At 44.8% G+C, this 18,003-nt stretch carries 15 protein-coding genes and 1 tRNA gene; 5 read left to right on the top strand and 11 right to left on the bottom strand.

Annotation, left to right across the window (positions count from 1 at the left end; all coding sequences use genetic code 11):
- Window positions 1–3 precede the first annotated feature (3 nt).
- The 10 genes from BUC01_RS04820 to BUC01_RS04775 all read right to left on the bottom strand — a co-directional run bounded on the left by BUC01_RS04820 (window position 4) and on the right by BUC01_RS04775 (window position 11,856).
- On the bottom strand, window positions 4–1,881 hold the full coding sequence (locus tag BUC01_RS04820; RefSeq protein ID WP_073312891.1) for an LTA synthase family protein: 1,878 nt from the start codon (window positions 1,879–1,881) through the stop codon (window positions 4–6).
- Window positions 1,882–1,994: 113 nt separating this feature from the next.
- Window positions 1,995–2,651, bottom strand: a complete 657-nt coding sequence (gene fsa, locus BUC01_RS04815) for a fructose-6-phosphate aldolase (protein ID WP_025831120.1) — start codon at window positions 2,649–2,651, stop codon at window positions 1,995–1,997.
- Window positions 2,652–2,880: 229 nt separating this feature from the next.
- The gene (locus BUC01_RS04810) at window positions 2,881–3,513 is read right to left on the bottom strand and encodes a DedA family protein (RefSeq protein ID WP_025831121.1); all 633 of its coding nucleotides are present in this window, start codon (window positions 3,511–3,513) and stop codon (window positions 2,881–2,883) included.
- A gap of 155 nt (window positions 3,514–3,668) precedes the next feature.
- Entirely contained in the window at window positions 3,669–4,082 is a 414-nt protein-coding gene (locus BUC01_RS04805; RefSeq protein WP_073312890.1) for a hypothetical protein, read from the bottom strand.
- 166 nt (window positions 4,083–4,248) lie between these two features.
- Window positions 4,249–5,451: a 6-bladed beta-propeller gene (locus BUC01_RS04800; RefSeq protein ID WP_073312889.1), complete on the bottom strand. Its 1,203-nt coding sequence runs from the start codon at window positions 5,449–5,451 to the stop codon at window positions 4,249–4,251.
- An 82-nt stretch (window positions 5,452–5,533) separates the two neighbouring features.
- A complete protein-coding gene (locus BUC01_RS04795; RefSeq protein WP_073312888.1) occupies window positions 5,534–6,859 on the bottom strand; it encodes a tetratricopeptide repeat protein in 1,326 nt (441 codons plus the stop codon).
- 15 nt (window positions 6,860–6,874) lie between these two features.
- Complete coding sequence (locus BUC01_RS04790; RefSeq protein WP_025831122.1) at window positions 6,875–8,326, bottom strand: ATP-binding cassette domain-containing protein; 1,452 nt, start codon at window positions 8,324–8,326, stop codon at window positions 6,875–6,877.
- Between the two features lie 613 nt (window positions 8,327–8,939).
- Window positions 8,940–10,937, bottom strand: coding sequence for a type I pullulanase (pulA, locus tag BUC01_RS04785; RefSeq protein ID WP_025831123.1), 1,998 nt, complete (start codon window positions 10,935–10,937; stop codon window positions 8,940–8,942).
- Between the two features lie 47 nt (window positions 10,938–10,984).
- Complete coding sequence (gene ruvC, locus BUC01_RS04780) at window positions 10,985–11,554, bottom strand: crossover junction endodeoxyribonuclease RuvC (RefSeq protein WP_025831124.1); 570 nt, start codon at window positions 11,552–11,554, stop codon at window positions 10,985–10,987.
- Window positions 11,551–11,856 carry a DUF4286 family protein gene (locus BUC01_RS04775; protein WP_025831125.1) on the bottom strand — a complete coding sequence of 102 codons (306 nt, stop codon included), beginning with the start codon at window positions 11,854–11,856 and terminating at the stop codon, window positions 11,551–11,553. The genes ruvC and BUC01_RS04775 overlap by 4 nt, the downstream gene beginning before the upstream one ends.
- A gap of 112 nt (window positions 11,857–11,968) precedes the next feature.
- Between BUC01_RS04775 and BUC01_RS04770 the strand changes: the two genes are divergently transcribed.
- Window positions 11,969–12,042 (top strand) — tRNA-Ala (locus BUC01_RS04770).
- Between the two features lie 93 nt (window positions 12,043–12,135).
- Here the strand turns inward: BUC01_RS04770 and BUC01_RS04765 are convergent.
- A complete protein-coding gene (locus BUC01_RS04765; protein ID WP_025831126.1) occupies window positions 12,136–12,822 on the bottom strand; it encodes an energy transducer TonB in 687 nt (228 codons plus the stop codon).
- 732 nt (window positions 12,823–13,554) lie between these two features.
- Here BUC01_RS04765 and pheS point away from each other — a divergent pair.
- The 4 genes from pheS to BUC01_RS04745 all read left to right on the top strand — a co-directional run bounded on the left by pheS (window position 13,555) and on the right by BUC01_RS04745 (window position 17,940).
- Complete coding sequence (gene pheS, locus BUC01_RS04760; RefSeq protein ID WP_025831127.1) at window positions 13,555–14,574, top strand: phenylalanine--tRNA ligase subunit alpha; 1,020 nt, start codon at window positions 13,555–13,557, stop codon at window positions 14,572–14,574.
- Between the two features lie 150 nt (window positions 14,575–14,724).
- Complete coding sequence (locus BUC01_RS04755; RefSeq protein ID WP_073312887.1) at window positions 14,725–15,921, top strand: MFS transporter; 1,197 nt, start codon at window positions 14,725–14,727, stop codon at window positions 15,919–15,921.
- On the top strand, window positions 15,918–16,592 hold the full coding sequence (nth, locus tag BUC01_RS04750) for an endonuclease III (RefSeq protein WP_025831128.1): 675 nt from the start codon (window positions 15,918–15,920) through the stop codon (window positions 16,590–16,592). Before BUC01_RS04755 ends, nth begins: the two co-directional genes overlap by 4 nt.
- An 88-nt stretch (window positions 16,593–16,680) precedes the next feature.
- A complete protein-coding gene (locus BUC01_RS04745) occupies window positions 16,681–17,940 on the top strand; it encodes a phosphoglycerate kinase (protein WP_025831129.1) in 1,260 nt (419 codons plus the stop codon).
- Window positions 17,941–18,003 lie beyond the last annotated feature (63 nt).

Genomic DNA, 18,003 nt, shown 5'->3' with positions numbered 1-18,003 from the left:
GCCTTATCTTTTTGCTATATCATCGTATAATTTCTGTAAGTAAGCCTCACCCGGAAGAAGATTCTTCCCTTTCGCCGTACCTTCGTCCACTGCCGTAGCATTGGCTTCGCAGTTAAACATCAACTGATTGTCCGGCGTCACCATACCAAAAGCATCTGGAACGGTGAAGAATGCAAAGTGAGGAGAAGCGGGATTCAACATATCTTTACTAAATGTAAATTCCTGATGGGGCAATGATAATTGAGCCAGCAAAGTAGCTGCAATATCGTGCTGTGAAGCATAGACATCGATACGCCTCGGCTCGGCAATTGCACCGCCTATCAATAACAGAGGAATCTGGTAACGTTCTATCGACAAGTTATCCAGATATTCAGGATATGCACCCACATGGTCAGGCACCAGTACCATTACTGTATTTTCCCATTGCGGTAATTCGCGGAAACGCTTCACAAAGTCGCCCACACAACTATCCGTATAGGCAAAAGCATTCAGACGGTCATTTGCCAGACGACGGTATGGAACTTCAAAAGGCTCGTGGCTGCTGGAAGTCTGCAACACTTTAAAGAAAGGACGGGCACTCTTTGCGGAAGCACTGTCCGCTGGCTCGGCTTTGATATCTTCCAGAAGCCGGTTGAAGACAAGGTGGTCGTGTGCCCCCCATTTGCTCAAACGCTCTGATACAGAAAAGTCTTCATCGGAAACGATACCCTCAAAGCCTGAAGAAATCAGATAAGAGCGCATATTGGTGAAGTCGGCATCGCCGCCATAATAGTATTTGGTCTGATATCCGGCATCACGCAGACTACCTGCAATGGCGGGAAGATGCTGTGTTTTGCGGGGATACTTCATGATACTCGTAGTGGGCTGTGCGGGAAAACCACTCAAGACGGCCACCAAACCACGGTCTGTACGGAAACTATTGGCATAGAAGTTTGTAAAGAGCACCCCCTCTTTTGCCAGGCTGTCCATGTGGACAGCGATATCCGGCTCGCCTCCCAAACTGGTCATCAGTCTGGAAGAGAAGCTCTCCAATATGACGAACACCACATTCGGACGTTCCGTCTTGAATAAAGCCGTACGCAAAGTATCGGGAATGACAGCCGTACTATCCAGCACCATCGGGTCCACCAGCGTCTTCATCAGTTCATCCGCCTGTGCCGCTTCCATAAAACGGTATTGACTGCCAAAGTCTTTCTGTTTTGAAAGGGACTCCATCAGGCTGAAAGCCGGATTGATAGCTGCATGATTCAAGCGTTGATTAGAACTGAAATACACTTTACCCGTATTCATGGTGGAAACGGTGAAACCGCCACGGATGGGAATAAAAAGCAAACCGGTCAGCAACAGCATCACACCCGACACCGACAAACGGCGATATGGCAGCTTCATGCTTTTCCAAGTGCCTTTCTGTACCCACAGGAATATGACATATAGCAACGATGCATACAACCCCATAGCAATTATTCCTCCCAACACCTGCCATATGCTGATACTTGCCAGTGCATCTTTAGGAGAAGAGAAAAAATAGAATAGCGGTGTAGCATCCAAGCGGAAGCCCCAATATTCATATAATCCTAAATCAACAATGAAAATGACAGCGAGCAGAATGGAAATGAAAAGATAATAACCGCTCCAGATGCGGCGGAGTGTACTGGAAAGCGTCCAGGCGGAAGCGATAAAGAGGAATCCGGGAATAGCCGTCAGATATCCGGCAAGTGAGAGGTCAAGAGGCAAACCATTCCACATAACCCGGAAAGGGTCTGCCCAAGAAGTACCTGCGTACAAAGAACTGTAGTAAAGTATAAATAACGGTTTCTGTAGTATAAAGATACAGACGAAAAGAATATACGTCTTTATCAATCCTATAAGCCTTTCTTTCATCAGCTTTTTCTCATTTTATATTCATATTGAGCGCAAAAATAGTTGTTTTATTCTATTTTTCGCCAATATTATCCAAGAAATCCGTGAAAGATAGGCTTATAGAGTATTTTTTATTATCCGTTTACACGTTTATAGTCTTCAAGGAATTTTTTCAGTCCGGCGTCCGTCAAAGGGTGGTTCAGTAATCCTTTGATGGCAGAAAGCGGGCAGGTTGCCACGTCGGCACCCACTTCAATACACTGCACGATGTGCGCCGTGTTGCGGATGGAAGCGGCAAGCACCTGAGTGGTAAAACCGTAATAACGGTACATTTCCACAATCTTGCCTACCAACGCGATGCCGTCTTCACAGATGTCGTCCAGGCGTCCCACGAAAGGAGATACATATGTGGCGCCCGCTTTGGCAGCCAGCAATGCCTGTCCGACGGAAAACACAAGTGTACAGTTGGTACGGATGCCTTTGGAAGTGAAATATTTAATAGCCTTGATGCCGTCGGCAATGCAGGGCACTTTTACTACAATATGGGGATTGAGGGCGGCAAGTTCTTCGCCTTCTTTAATCATGCCTTCATAGTCTGTAGCGATTACTTCGGCGCTGACGTCTCCTTGCACGATGTCGCAGATTTCTACATAGTGTTTCCGCTGGTTTTCTACTCCTTTGATACCTTCTTTCGCCATTAGCGAGGGATTGGTTGTCACTCCGTCAAGAACGCCCATATCGTAGGCTTCCCGAATCTGGTCTAAATTTGCAGTGTCAATAAAGAACTTCATGGCATAAACAGTTTTTTGTGATTAAAATAACGGGGCTGCATCAAAAGTATAGCACTATATGTCGGCAAATGATTATTCGCCCGGAATGCACTAAGTGACTTTTGACGCATCTCCACATTATATAAAACAGATAAATTCGTAAAATGTTTTCTATTAATGCCGTTTTATCTCTATTAAGTGTCATTGAGATACTTAGCTCAAAAACAGGTTAATAGTCCAATATGTTTGATTATTTAAGCTTTGCCCGTACCACCTCTATAACGGCAGGCAATATGGAAATCACGATAATGGCTACAATCAGCAGTTTCAGATTCTCCTGCACAAACGGGAGGTCGCCAAAGAAATATCCGGCATAACAGAAAAGCGCTACCCAAAGAGCACCACCCACCAGATTGTAAAGCATAAAATAGTAATAGTGCATTTTACCCATCCCTGCCACAAATGGTGCAAAGGTGCGGACAATGGGTACAAATCTGGCTATAATGATAGTCTTGCCACCATATTTTTTGTAAAAGTCATGTGTTTTATCCAGATAACTCTGTTTGAATATTCTGGAATCGGGATTATTGAAAAGCCTGCGCCCGAAGAAATGCCCTATCATATAATTGCAGGAATCTCCCAACACAGCGGCCAGGAACAATACTAATACAAGAATATTCACTTCAATCGGCATTCCGGGCAGTGCAGCTATCGCGCCACCTACAAAGAGTAAAGAATCCCCCGGCAGAAAAGGGGTAACGACCAGTCCGGTTTCGCAGAAAATGATCAGGAACAATATCACATAAGTCCAGGTGTGGTACTCCTGCACAATACTTATCATATACTGGTCAATGTGGAGAATAAAGTCTAATAGAAATTCCATAATATATTGATTATTAAATACACAAACCACACATACGCCCCACAGTAAAGACATAACTTTCCGGTTATTCCTTACGTCAGGAATACGTATGAACAGAGTAAATGAAGGGATGTATAAGACATGGGACTGCCTTATAGCGAAAAAAAGAAGAACATTTAAATAATAATACGCCTCAACGCATAGATATAGTATCTGCTGGAATATTGAGTTAAAGATATACAGGATGGAAAAGAGACTTTTTTTTCTTCGGGAAGGGAAACTTTTAAGGACTTGACTATTTTAGCAATGACGGAGGAAGTGTTGAATCGGAGAAGCTGGGAGGAAGGAAGGTTGCAACGTGAGACTGAAGTTACTACGTTGCCAATGGCTCTGTCTGTATATTCCCCGCCATAAACAATCTTTCTACATTGCTCCGTATCTGCCTTAGAGAAGTTGCATTGCGTTTCTGCCTGTTGTAAATCTATCGTACTAAGCGCCTTGTGTTCCTTCATACCGTCGGATGCAGAGTCGAATCCGGACATGAGGAATACACCTAACAACGCGCAAAATAAAAGTACATACTTCATCATAACGGCTGCAAATATAATAAAATTATAAATGTGGCAACCGTTTCTGTTTCTCTTATTTATTTTCGGGCAATGTGTAGAGAAAAAGCGGATTCTTCTCCGCCCGCGATTTGCAGGCAGAGAAGAATGACAAGGAGGATTATATGACGCAGAATAAGCGTTTCATCACTTATCTCAATTTAGCATACAAAATATAGTTATTGTCATTTTCGTGAATACTATCCGCCAGCTTTTGCATACGTTCCCGGTCGGCAGTGGAAATGTCTGTTGCTCCTGCCAGATATTTTTCAAGCATTTCTTTCAGGGTAGCCGGTTCCATATTGGCTGCATAATACCCGTTTGAACAATTGTAAGGGAACCATTGGATAGGAATATTGCCCAAGTAGTCATTCTCCACCTTATAGAATGCACCTTTCAAAGTTCGTTTGTCCATAATGAAATCAACAGGAACTTCAGTTGTGAAATGCCTTTCATCAAGTTGTTTTTCCACCGACGTACTGCCCAGAAAATGATACGGCAACTCTTTGTAGTCATGAATTGGAATCTCTTGCTTGCCAAAATCCAGAGTGAAACGAGGATTCAAACGCCCATTGGCATAATGATAAAGGCTATCCGGACGGCGCCCCCAGAACACAAAGAGAGAAACATCAAAGTCTGCACCATTCTTATTACTATATACCTCATTACTGAAATCCGGTTTTACAGCCAAATACCGCGAAGGTACGGTATCCACTATTTCGCCGTTGAACTTCTGTGTCCATGCCACGTTAGGCAGATATTCGAAAGGTAGGAGAAAAACGGAAAGCAAAGAGTCTTTCGTATTCGCCTTGAAAACACCTTTCGGCACTAAAGTAGGCAATGGAATGCTCTGCACGGGCTGTCCTTTCATGTCATAAGCCAACAGGGCTTTGGCATTCCAGGGAAGCAGATAGATTCGTCCGCCCGCCTCATCGACCTGAGCGTCATATATCAGTTTATACTCACCGGGGCCTTGCCCGACAGAACCGACATTGCAAAGGAATTTACCTGATTTGTCGAATAGCTTGAAAGGAGTCTGGTCTCTCCCCCATACCATAATATAATTGTCGGATATCACCACATTACGCACAGGCACCAATGCCTCATCCCGGTTGTCCAATTTTACAATCTGCAATTCTTCAGCAAAACAACTCAGCGGAAGCACTGCGGTATCTTTTATGGCTGCAAGGTTACAAACCCATACAGAATCTCCATTCACCATTTCTACCGAACCGACTACCGGCTGTGCGTCCAGCGCATAAGTTTTACGCCCCTCGTTTGTGCAGGAACTCAGACATAAACCGAACATCAGGCCTGCCACCCATCCTGTTCTTTTCCATTGTTTGTTTTTCATGATTCATTTTTTTTCGTGTGAAACAATGGGACAAAGGTAGGCTTGCAGAGAGGAACAGGCAAATAATCATATAGACAAAAACCTAAAAACGGCGCAGGAAATCATCCAAAGTCTCATTGTTTTCCGTCAGTCCCAGTTTGTCCCGTTTCATCCGTTGCTTCTTCCTGCTGATAGAGGTGCGGCTGATACAATAGATATCGGACAGGTCTTTAATACTGACATTGATTTTCACCAGACAACAGAAATAGACGTCTTTCATATTCAATCTCGGAAAAGACTCCCGCAGACGCACTGAAAAATTCTCATAACTACCATCCACCGTCTGCCGTATATCTTCCCACTCCTCGTCGGACAATGCTATGCGACGGTTCTGGCTGCCATTCTCTTCTTCCAACAGTTCGTCTTCTTTTTCCAAAGAAGGAATTTTATGGAACGACTTCATACGGCGGAACAACGATTCACGAAGTAGATTCTCCTTTTCACGCAGTTCACTCAATTCTTCCGATTGCTTCAGGAGCTGTTCGGTTTGTTCCAATCGCAAGGACTCTTCCCGCCAGAGTTGTTTGTACATCTGCCGTTTGCGGCGTTGCCAAACAATATAAGTCACTGCAAACGCCATCGCACAGCAAAGTCCCAAAGTCAGAAGTCCTATCTCTCGCCTTTGTTTGTCTATTTTCAGGCGATTCAATTCATTCTCCAACTTTGCTTTCTCATACATCGTCTGGCTCTTGATAGTTTCTTCCCGCCGCAACTCTTTCATAAGTTGTTCATCAGCCAAAATTGCCGCATTAAAAGCCTGCTCGTCTTTTCCCAGGGAAGAATACAGATATTGCAATCGCCGGGATGCAATGGCAGTAACCCAACGGTTTAGCGAAGTAGCTGCAATACGGTAACTGATAACGGCCGAATCGTATTCGCAAATCCCTGCCCACAGATTTCCTTTTGCCAAATGATAATAAGGCACTGCCCGGCGATTATCCATTATCTTTCGGATAGAATCCAGACCGGCTATCCCTTCCCGGTAGCGTCCGATTCTTGTATAGAGATTGGCTACTTCCTGGCAAATATAGCCATACTGCCATTCTTGTGCTGTACGACTGGCCTTTAGGAAATAATCAATAGCTTTGTCCGATTCATTTCTTCTCACATAAACAGTACCAATGTAGTGGTTTACCTGCGCCTTATCCGCATCTTCTTTAAAGAAGCGTTCAGCCAGCCTCAGGTAAAACAGTGTGCTGTCTATTTTCGAAGAATCACCGGCAAGCAATCTTCCTTTTTTGAACAAAACCCTTCCGATAGAGGTAGAGTCAGGTTTTATCTGCGGCCTTTCGATAGTTGCGATTTTTTTCTCCCCGTTGCAGGAGATGAGAAGGCAAAGTATCAAAAAAGGAAGTAACAGTTTTCTCATTATCCGGGTGGGGTATTAGCGGTTACGTTTCAAGAACAGGCGATTGGTTATGTTGGCGGGAAGTTCCGTTTCATAGTGAGTGACCATAATCATAGTCTTATCCTGACGACGGCAGAATGCCTCAATTACCTTCTTCACACGGCGGCGGTTGTAGGTATCCAGTCCATGAAGCGGTTCATCCAGTATCAGCAATTCCGGATCCTTTACGAAAGCACGTGCCAGAAGTGCCAGGCGCTGCTCACCACTGGACAATTGCAGGAAAGCTTTGTCTTTCAGGGCAGCAATACCGAAAATATCCATCCACCACTCGCAGACAGCCATTTGCTCAGCCTTCGGACGTTTATACAGTCCGATGCTGTCGTGCAAACCGGAAGCCACGATTTCAATAGCCGGCAAGTTTTTCAGATAAGCGCGGTGCATCTCAGGGCTGACATATCCGATATGCTTCTTTATTTCCCAGATGCTCTCGCCCGTACCCCGCTTTCTTCCGAACAAACTGATATCACAGGCGTACGACTGAGGATTATCGGCACAAACCAGACTGAGCAAAGTAGATTTTCCCGCGCCATTCTCACCACTCAATGCCCATTTCTGACCACGCATCACCGACCAGTCCAACTCTTTCAGAATGGTGCGGTCACCGTAGCGGATGCTTACCTTATTCAGTTTCACCACTTCATCAGAAACGTAGTTGGTATTATCGTAAGGCAAATCAATAATGCGTTGCTGCAAATCTTCGGGAGCAGGCACGTCTGCATTCCGGAATATAGTAAGATATTGATCGCGCTGCATCATCTGTCCCACCGTACGATTAGCTACCGGCAGCACCTTACCTATATAAGCGGGAACATCATCCATCATGGAGAGCACAAGAATCAGCTGTACGGCAGAACGTTTTGCCAAACCTTCCAGCAAAGTATTCAGTAACTCACGGGTCTGTGCATCCAGGCCGATAAAAGGATTATCCATAATAAGAACACGGGGAGCCGTCAGCAAAGCCTTCGTCAACTGAAACTTACGCAGTTCGCCACTGGAGAGTAGAATCATCGGCTTGTCCAGCATCGGTTCGATGCGGAACGACTCGAAGAGTTCCTGCTTCAACATTTCATCCTTGATTTCTCCAAGCATATCCCTGACCAGCGGCACATCGTCATGGTCATGGGTATTCCAGCGTTGCTGATAATAATAATTGGCATCAGCCGAACCGTACGTATCACGAAAAGCAATATACTTGATATTGTCATAAACCGTCTGCGAAATGGAAGGAGAAAAGTCATAAGTCAAAATTCCTTCCTTCAACGGATACTTACCGATCAGCATATCCACCAGAAGACTTTTACCGGCACCGTTGGGACCTACGATAGCAATGTGTTCATCTGCCGGAAAAGAAACTGAAACGGGTGCAGCTAAACGAACAAGCGGATTACGGGCTACACCTTCCGCCAGACATATAGTATATGGTTGCATCATTTTAGACGTATTTTGCTTAGTAATATACCGCAAAGATACCAAGTTTTCCCTTTATTCAGGCAAAAAGAGGGGTACTTTCATCAAATATCCCATTTTTAATCAAATCGTATGAAAAATAATCCATATATTGGGAAACAATTTCCGAGAAAAATCTGTTTTATCTAAAGACATGTATCAATAACATATTAATAAGGATGGGCAAAACACTCATTAAAAGATATTGGCCTGCAAGCGTAGGTACAATAAGTATGGTTATAGACGGCTGCTTCTGCCAGAAGTATGTCGGTTTTGGTGCGCGTATTTGCCAACCATCCTCTTCCCCATCAATCAAAACAGTAAAATCATTTATTAAGAAACAATCAGTATCTCCTGAACAGGCATTAGCAATATAACCGCCCCAATGTACCAACTTTGAATTAGTAAATAAAGCGAAACAATCTGAAAAGCGGATATTGCTAACGAATAACACAAACTGTAATATAAATGCCCGAAACTCTCACTCTATGTATCACGGGCTATAATGATTCGCCCCTACAAGTTTTGCGACTTGTAGGGGCGACAATTATTTCATGGGTACCGGAAAATCCGAATAGCCTGTGCGATATACACTTTATTTATAGATAATCAAAGCCGATTGAGCGGGAACGATCACTTCCGGACCATACAGCATACCCAATCCGTTTTCACTGATGAAGCCATCTTTGCAAACCACTGTGTACTTACCTTCGGGAACTGTCAGCTTAGCCGGTTCCTTACGTGAGTTCAACGCTACAATGATATCTTCCCAAGCATCGCTATTGGCATTTTCTTTCAGACGGTAAGCGATCAGATTACTTCCCTCTACCGGAAGGAATTCCAGATGTTTACGTACCAGTTCGGCATCTCCCATACGGAAAGCCGGATGATTCTTGCGCAACTGTATCAATCCTTTATAATAAGCAAATACATCCGCATGTTCGGCCTTGCGTTTCCAGTCGATGGCATTGATGGAATCGGGACTTTCATAACTGTTATGCACGCCTTTCTTATCGCGCATCACCTCTTCACCCGCATAGATAAACGGTATACCTTGTGAAGTGAATACAGCCGTTTGCGCCAATTTATCCAATTTAGCCAACTCCTGCGGAGTAATACCCGGAATGCTTGCATTCAGCCTGTCTACCAGGCACATATCATCGTGACAAGAAACGTAACTGATCATCTGTGTAGGCTGTTCCGCCCAGGAAGCCTTGCTATAGTTCACCGAGTCATTATCTACTTGCGGATGCTTGATGGCACCGACAATGCCGAACTTGATACTCTCTTCCCCGCCCGGAACTCCTGCGAGGAAAGCGCCCTGATGATTATCATTGAACGGGCCACGCAAACCGTCACGCATTTCATCGGAGAATGCGGCGATACCCGGCATACGGTAAGTGTTTGCTTTCATAGCCAACGAATCTTCCGGCATCTGGGGAGCCTTAGCCGCCCAACCTTCACCATAAATAATGATACTCGGGTCAACCGCCGTAGCTGCTTTGCGGATTTCATTCATGGTCGTAATATCATGGATGCCCATGAGGTCGAAGCGGAAACCGTCCAGATGATACTCGTTGAGCCAATGCAATACGGATTCTACCATATATTTCCGCATCATGGGGCGGTTACTTGCCGTTTCATTGCCACATGCAGAACCGTCAGCGAAACTTCCATCGGGCATCTGACGATAAAAATACCCCGGCGCCGTACGCTCAAAATTGCTTTCAGCGGTATTGAAAGTATGATTGTAGACCACATCCAGCACTACACGAATACCAGCCTTATGCAATGCCTGTACCATTTGCTTGAATTCTTTGATACGGATAGAAGGATTATAAGGATCGGTAGAATACGAGCCATCAGGCACATTATAGTTCTGCGGGTCATATCCCCAGTTGTATTTATTTTCATCCAGTTTCGTTTCGTCTACAGAAGCGTAGTCGTATGACGGCAGGATGTGTACGTGCGTCACACCTAATTCTTTCAGATGATCGATACCCGTTGCCAGCTTTTCAGGGCTCAATGTTCCTTCTTCCGTCAAAGCAAGGAACTTGCCTTTATTCTGAATACCGGATGAAGGGTCTACAGAGAAGTCACGGTGATGCATTTCATAAATAATTGCATCTGCCGGAGAAGCCAGTGCCGGACGTTTGTCATTTGCCCAACCTTCGGGATCGGTCGCTTCCATATCAATGATGGCGGCACGTTTTCCGTTCACCCCTACTGCTTTAGCGTTGATTCCCGGAGTGTCTCCCAACCATTTATCATTGATTTTCACATTGAATGTATAGAATTTCCCCAACAGGTCTTTTTCCACTTTTGCAGTCCAGGTTCCTTCTTTGTCGGGCGTCATCGAAATAGTTTCGTAAGCGTGACCGCCATCGCCTGCATCAAACAACATCAGGCGTACTTCATCGGCAGTGGGTGCCCATAACGTAAAGTTCGTCACTCCGGGTGTATACTCCATTTCCGTCAGGCTACCCGAACGGACGGGATACAACTCATAAGACGCGTACTCATTCTTTGTCGGAGCACAGCTGGTCACTGTAGCTGCGGCCACTCCAATCAAGGCAAGTTCATTCAGTTTCATGGTAGTTATTTTTATGATTAATTGTTCAGTGATTAGTACCGGAAGATTCATTTCTTCACTTTGTCGGGATTCTTGGCGATAAAGTCTTTCCAGCCATGATATCCTTTCTCCACCGTGGGACGTCCCATTTGCAAGAAGTGACAATAAGCGGCGGCAAGACCGTCCGTGGCATCCATGAAAGTAGGCATATCCTCTTTTGCAAAGTGGAGTATGCGTTGCAGCATGTCCGCCACCTGTTCTTTGGAAGCCTGTCCGTTTCCGGTGATAGCCATTTTTATTTTCAAAGGAGCATATTCAGTGATAGGTATATCCCGGCTGAGGGCAGCAGCCATTGCCACGCCTTGCGCACGTCCCAGTTTTAGCATCGACTGCACGTTCTTTCCGAAGAAAGGGGCTTCAATAGCCAGTTCATCAGGCAGATAACTCTCGATGATACTCAATACCCGTTCGTGTATATGACGCAGTTTAAGATAGTGGTCGCCGAATTTACGCAGGTCGATAATCCCCATAGCTATCATTTCGGGTTTTGTTCCCCGCACACGCAACACACCATATCCCATAATGGTCGTACCGGGGTCGATACCCAGAATTATCTTTTCCTTAACCGGCTGTATCACTCTATCACCTCCATCAGAGTCGGGAAACCGACCACTTTATCTTTGAATATCTTCACCAGCTCTTCGTTCAGTTTAGTCCCCTGCTCCAGATGCCAACGATGCAGTATACCGGAGTTTTCCACTTCAAACTGAAGGGAATAACAAGTGCTCCCCTCTTCACGATGGCTCAATACACGAACCATACGTGGTGCGTGCAGCGAACCGGCCTTTTCCACTTCGGGAAGATAAAATTCTTTCATCCAGATCAGGAAGTTATCTTCCTGTCCCTCTTCTACTTGATAGGTTGTATTATAGATCAGCATATTTTTTTCTTTCACTTTGTTTCGCAAACATAGCAATTATTTCAGAATAATGCATTATATTTGCGCCACCAAAATGTGGGAATTACCGCAAACGTTGGCAAAAGAATGAAACGGGGCGTTAGCTCATCTGGCTAGAGCGCGACACTGGCAGTGTCGAGGTGATGAGTTCGAGTCTCATACGCTCCACAAGTTCATATCATACTGATACACAAAAAGAGATCGTCCAACTTTAACAATTAAAGTCGGGCGATCTCTTTTCTCATGTATTAACAACTTTCACTACTGCAATTTGAACGTAACGGGAACCGTAAATTTGCAACGTACAGGAACGCCACGCTGTTTACCCGGTTTCCATTTCGGCATAGAGGAGATTACGCGAACGGCTTCTTTGTCCAGATAAGGATCGATACCCTTTGCCACCTTAACATCCACAATGCTACCATCCTTGTTTACGACAAACTGCACAGTCACGCGCCCTTGTGTACCCGTTTCCTGAGCAACGGTAGGATATTTCATATTATCCCGCAGATAACGCATCAGTCCCATCATACCACCATCGGCGAAATCAGGCTTTTCTTCCACCACTTCAAAGATTTCATCCTCTACAGGCACATCCTCTTCTACGGTAACGGAGATGTGTTTTATCTCCACATCTTCACCTGTTTCCTCCGTAGATCTGAAAGTGGTTTCTTCCACTTGGGCATCATCATCAATGATTGTCAAGACATCGTTAATAGGAGTAACCTGAGGTGGTGGCGGTGGAGCCAGTTCATGTTGCGTGGTAATAGGAATTTCCATGTCCTGCTCAAATACATTCTCGATGATACCGCCGCTTGTGTCAATCCGGATATCACGCGTCCACTCGAATGCAATGAACATGAAGGCCAATACAACTACATAACCTATAAGTAACCAAGTCGGTTTCTTACTTTCCAGGTTCGCTTTGGGTGTTTTCTTGATTTCCATAGTTTCAAATTAATTACCCTACAATGTTTTTGTCATAGACAGAACATTATACAGATATTGTTAGTAATATGAAAAATACTTGTGGCCACTAGTTTCTGTAATAAAGATAGCTGAATAAGTGTCAAGTTGTTATCAGAGAGCCCCATTAATATATTTTTTTAATATCTATTCGAAAAATTTGCTTATACAAAAGATTATTCACGATGTATTTTTAAGAAATATGTTAAAATCAACATTTTTTCTCATATCAATGCCTTCGTTCTATGATATCAGACAGTTATTTTCAATGCATATAATTCAGCATACACACTTTTGCTTTTGTGTGCATTTTCCATAAACGCCCACACCCCAAAGAACTGTATTTCTTTATATTTTTTATAGCCCTTGTTACACACATTTTATAATAATAGGTAGCACCCCCTACCCCCTATTAATACAAATGTGTGTAACACAAGTACTGAAAAAAGTCGGAAAAATGCAAACCTGACACAAACCGGAAGAGTTGCTGACCACAATCAGATATATTGTTATCTGTCATCACATATATTGTTATCCTGCATTACATATATTGTTGTCCCGGTTCCCATATATTGTTATCCCACATTCCAGACACCGGCATTTTCCTCACAACCGATTTATTTTCTTAGAGAGTTTGCAACCGGAATCATGATAAAATTGTATCTTTGCACCGTTTTATGTATTTTCGGAATAAAATAATAAACAAAGATATATATGATAGCTAAAATCAACCAGCTTCTGCAAGAAGTGGAAGCACTGAAAGCTGCCAATGCCGAGGAACTGGAAGCACTCCGCATCAAATACCTCAGTAAAAAAGGGGCAATCAACGACCTGATGGCAGACTTCCGCAATGTGGCTGCCGAACAGAAGAAAGAAGTCGGCATGAGACTGAATGAACTGAAAAACAAGGCTCAGGAAAAGATTAATGCCTTGAAAGAACAGTTCGAAAGTCAGGATACGGGTTGCGATGACATCGATCTCACCCGTTCGGCTTATCCGGTAGAACTAGGTACACGCCACCCGCTCACCATCGTAAAGAACGAAATCATCGATATATTCGCCCGTCTTGGTTTCAGCATCGCCGAAGGCCCGGAAATTGAAGACGACTGGCACGTGTTCTCCGCATTGAACTTTGCCGAAGATCACCCCGCACGCGACATGCAGGATACTTTCTTCATCGAAGCGCATCCCGACATCGTGCTGCGCACGCACACTTCATCCGTACAGACCCGTGTAATGGAAACGTCACAACCCCCTATCCGCATCATCTGCCCGGGACGTGTATATCGTAACGAAGCCATCAGCTACCGCGCACACTGTTTCTTCCATCAGGTAGAGGCATTATACGTAGATAAGGATGTATCTTTCACTGACTTGAAACAAGTGTTGCTACTCTTTGCCAAAGAGATGTTCGGTGAAGATACCAAAATCCGTTTGCGCCCGTCATACTTCCCGTTCACGGAACCAAGTGCGGAAATGGATATCAGCTGCAACATCTGCGGCGGAAAAGGTTGCCCTTTCTGCAAACACACCGGATGGGTGGAAATCCTGGGTTGCGGTATGGTAGACCCCAATGTACTGGAAAGCAACGGAATCGACAGCAAGGTATACAGCGGATATGCCCTCGGTATGGGTATCGAACGTATCACCAACCTGAAATATCAGGTGAAAGACCTTCGTATGTTCTCTGAAAACGACACGAGGTTCTTGAAGGAATTCGAAGCCGCTTACTAATAATTGATGTATACCGGGCGAATGATTATTCGCCCCTACAATGATACACTGTTCCGGATTTCAAGGTTACCATTCCGGATTTCACAAAGTATGTAGGGGCGAATAATTATTCGCCCGGATATATTTCCCGTATTCATCAAGCTGCCCATTATGAAAGATAGACTTGTCACTCCCAGCTATTGCTTTATTCTTGCAGCCAACTTCCTGCTGTACTTCGGCTTCTGGTTGCTAATACCGGTACTTCCTTTTTATCTGTCCGAGGTGTTCAGTGCGGGTAATTCTACAATCGGCATCATTCTTTCATGCTATACGGTAGCCGCATTATGCATCCGTCCCTTCTCCGGATATTTCCTGGACAGCTTTGCACGTAAACCCCTATATCTGATGGCTTACTTCATCTTTATGACGATGTTTGCCGGATATATCATTGCCGGTTCACTGACGCTGTTCATCATGTTCCGCATCATACAAGGAGTATCATTCGGAATGGTGACGGTGGGAGGCAACACGGTAGTCATCGACATCATGCCCTCATCACGGCGCGGCGAAGGACTGGGGTACTACGGTCTTTCTAATAATATCGCCATGGCGGTAGGACCAATGTCCGGATTGTTTCTGCATGATGCGGGAGTGGATTATACTACTATCTTCTGCTGTTCGTTGGGCTCTTGTATCGCCGGTTTTGTTTGCGCAAGTCTGGTGAAAACGCCCTATAAGCCCCCCGTAAGGCGGGAACCCATATCGCTCGACCGCTTCATCCTGCTGAAAGGTATTCCGGCAGGTATCAGTCTGCTACTGCTTTCAATCCCCTATGGGATGACAACGAACTACGTAGCTATGTACGCCAAACAAATCGGCATCAATGCCACTACCGGTTTCTTCTTTACTTTTATGGCGATAGGTATGGCCATTTCACGTATCTTCTCCGGAAAAATAGTAGACAGGGGAAAGATTACGCAAGTCATTTCTGCCGGACTATATCTCGTTGTGTTCAGTTTCTTCCTGCTTTCAGCCTGTGTATATCTTATCAATTGGAACAACATGCTATGCACCGTTGTTTTCTTTGCAGTAGCACTGTTGTTAGGGGTAGGTTTCGGAATCATGTTTCCAGCTTACAACACACTGTTCGTCAACCTGGCGCCCAACAGCCAACGCGGTACCGCCACTTCCACTTACCTGACTTCCTGGGATGTAGGCATCGGTATCGGTATGCTGACAGGAGGATATATTGCGGAAGTCAGCACTTTTGATAAAGCCTATTTGTTCGGAGCCTGTCTTACCATCGTGTCCATGCTCTATTTTAATGGAAAAGTAGCTCCACATTACCATAAAAATAAATTGCGATGAGAAAAAAAGAACGTTACGAGAAAATCCTCGCCTGGTTTCGGGAGAACCGTCCCATAGCCGAAACAGAACTGCACTACAACGACCCGTTCGAACTGTTGATAGCGGTTATTCTCTCCGCCCAATGCACAGACAAACGGGTAAACATGATTACTCCGCCATTGTATCGCGACTTCCCCACCCCGGAAGCCCTCGCAGCCAGTACGCCCGAAGTAATCTATGAGTATATCCGCAGCGTATCTTATCCCAACAATAAAGCGAAACACCTGGTGGGAATGGCAAAGATGCTGGTGAAAGACTTCAACAGTGAAGTGCCCGGTACTCTGGAAGAACTCGTGAAACTTCCCGGTGTGGGACGCAAAACAGCAAACGTGATTCAGTCCGTCGTATTCAACAAAGCTGCAATGGCGGTAGACACCCATGTGTTTCGCGTCAGCCACCGCCTCGGACTGGTGTCGGATGCCTGCACCACCCCGTTCAGCGTAGAAAAAGAACTGGTGAAAAACATTCCGGAAGCCGACATCCCCATTGCCCACCATTGGCTGATTCTGCACGGACGATACATCTGCCAGGCACGTACACCGCAATGTGACAACTGCGGTTTGCAATTGATGTGCAAATATTATTGCGAGAAGTATAAAGTTAGCAAAGAGAAGCCGAAAGATAAAGAATAAATGACGGTTTCATAGCAAAAGAAAAGAAATAAACATTATCTTTGCGCTCACGAAACGAAATCAGTAACACTTTTAAATAAAATAGAGTATTATGACAATTGATCAATTCAACTTTGCCGGTAAAAAGGCATTCGTCCGCGTGGATTTCAATGTGCCCTTGGACGAAAACTTCAACATTACAGATGATAACCGTATGCGTGCTGCTCTTCCTACGCTGAAGAAAATCCTGGCTGACGGTGGCAGTATAATTATCGGTTCTCACCTCGGTCGTCCGAAAGGCCCGGCTGACAAATTCTCTCTGAAACACATCCTGAATCATTTATCTGAATTGCTGGGTGTTGAGGTACAGTTTGCTAACGACTGCATGGGCGAAGAAGCTGCTGTGAAAGCTGCTGCTCTGCAACCGGGTGAAGTGCTGTTGCTCGAAAATCTCCGTTTCTATGCTGAAGAAGAAGGCAAACCCCGCGGTTTGGCTGAAGATGCTACGGACGAAGAAAAAGCTGCTGCCAAGAAAGCTGTTAAGGAAAGCCAGAAAGAATTCACCAAGAAATTGGCTTCTTATGCTGACTGCTACGTAAACGACGCTTTCGGTACTGCTCACCGTGCACATGCTTCCACAGCTCTGATTGCTAAATACTTTGATAAGGACAACAAAATGTTCGGCTATCTGATGGAAAAAGAAGTGAAGGCTGTTGATAAGGTGTTGAATGACATTAAACGTCCGTTCACTGCTATTATGGGTGGTTCTAAAGTTTCTTCCAAGATTGAAATCATCGAGAATCTGCTGAACAAGGTGGACAACCTGATTATTGCCGGTGGTATGACCTATACCTTCACTAAGGCTATGGGTGGCAAGATCGGTATTTCTATCTGCGAAGATGACAAACTGGATCTGGCTCTCGACCTGATGAAGAAAGCAAAAGAGAAAGGTGTAAACATGGTATTGGCTGTTGACGCTAAGATTGCCGACGCTTTCTCTAACGATGCCAACACGAAGTTCTGTCCGGTAGACGAAATTCCTGATGGTTGGGAAGGTCTGGATATCGGTCCTAAGACTGAAGAGATCTTTGCAGACGTTATCAAGAACTCCAAGACTATTTTGTGGAATGGCCCGACTGGTGTATTCGAATTCGAAAACTTCACTCACGGTTCACGTGCAGTAGGCGAAGCTATCGTAGAGGCTACCAAGAACGGTGCTTTCTCACTCGTAGGTGGTGGTGACTCTGTAGCTTGCGTTAACAAGTTCGGCTTGGCAAGCGGTGTTTCTTATGTTTCAACAGGTGGTGGTGCATTGCTCGAAGCAATCGAAGGAAAAGTTCTTCCGGGTATCGCTGCTATCAACGAATAAGAATAAACATTATCATACGGAAAGGCAGCTCTTTTTTCCAAAGAGTTGCCTTTTTTTAATCTT

Source organism: Bacteroides stercorirosoris, from assembly GCF_900142015.1.
Lineage (GTDB): Bacteria > Bacteroidota > Bacteroidia > Bacteroidales > Bacteroidaceae > Bacteroides > Bacteroides stercorirosoris.
This window is presented reverse-complemented; position numbering and strand designations above follow the sequence as displayed.

Bases quoted from the DNA above. Each gene is read 5' to 3' on its own strand.
- BUC01_RS04820 (WP_073312891.1), bottom strand. From the start codon at position 1,881: ATGAAAGAAAGGCTTATAGGATTGATAAAGACGTATATTCTTTTCGTC.
- fsa (WP_025831120.1), bottom strand. From the start codon at position 2,651: ATGAAGTTCTTTATTGACACTGCAAATTTAGACCAGATTCGGGAAGCC.
- BUC01_RS04810 (WP_025831121.1), bottom strand. From the start codon at position 3,513: ATGGAATTTCTATTAGACTTTATTCTCCACATTGACCAGTATATGATA.
- BUC01_RS04805 (WP_073312890.1), bottom strand. From the start codon at position 4,082: ATGATGAAGTATGTACTTTTATTTTGCGCGTTGTTAGGTGTATTCCTC.
- BUC01_RS04800 (WP_073312889.1), bottom strand. From the start codon at position 5,451: ATGAAAAACAAACAATGGAAAAGAACAGGATGGGTGGCAGGCCTGATG.
- BUC01_RS04795 (WP_073312888.1), bottom strand. From the start codon at position 6,859: ATGAGAAAACTGTTACTTCCTTTTTTGATACTTTGCCTTCTCATCTCC.
- BUC01_RS04790 (WP_025831122.1), bottom strand. From the start codon at position 8,326: ATGCAACCATATACTATATGTCTGGCGGAAGGTGTAGCCCGTAATCCG.
- pulA (WP_025831123.1), bottom strand. From the start codon at position 10,937: ATGAAACTGAATGAACTTGCCTTGATTGGAGTGGCCGCAGCTACAGTG.
- BUC01_RS04775 (WP_025831125.1), bottom strand. From the start codon at position 11,856: ATGCTGATCTATAATACAACCTATCAAGTAGAAGAGGGACAGGAAGAT.
- BUC01_RS04765 (WP_025831126.1), bottom strand. From the start codon at position 12,822: ATGGAAATCAAGAAAACACCCAAAGCGAACCTGGAAAGTAAGAAACCG.
- pheS (WP_025831127.1), top strand. From the start codon at position 13,555: ATGATAGCTAAAATCAACCAGCTTCTGCAAGAAGTGGAAGCACTGAAA.
- BUC01_RS04755 (WP_073312887.1), top strand. From the start codon at position 14,725: ATGAAAGATAGACTTGTCACTCCCAGCTATTGCTTTATTCTTGCAGCC.
- nth (WP_025831128.1), top strand. From the start codon at position 15,918: ATGAGAAAAAAAGAACGTTACGAGAAAATCCTCGCCTGGTTTCGGGAG.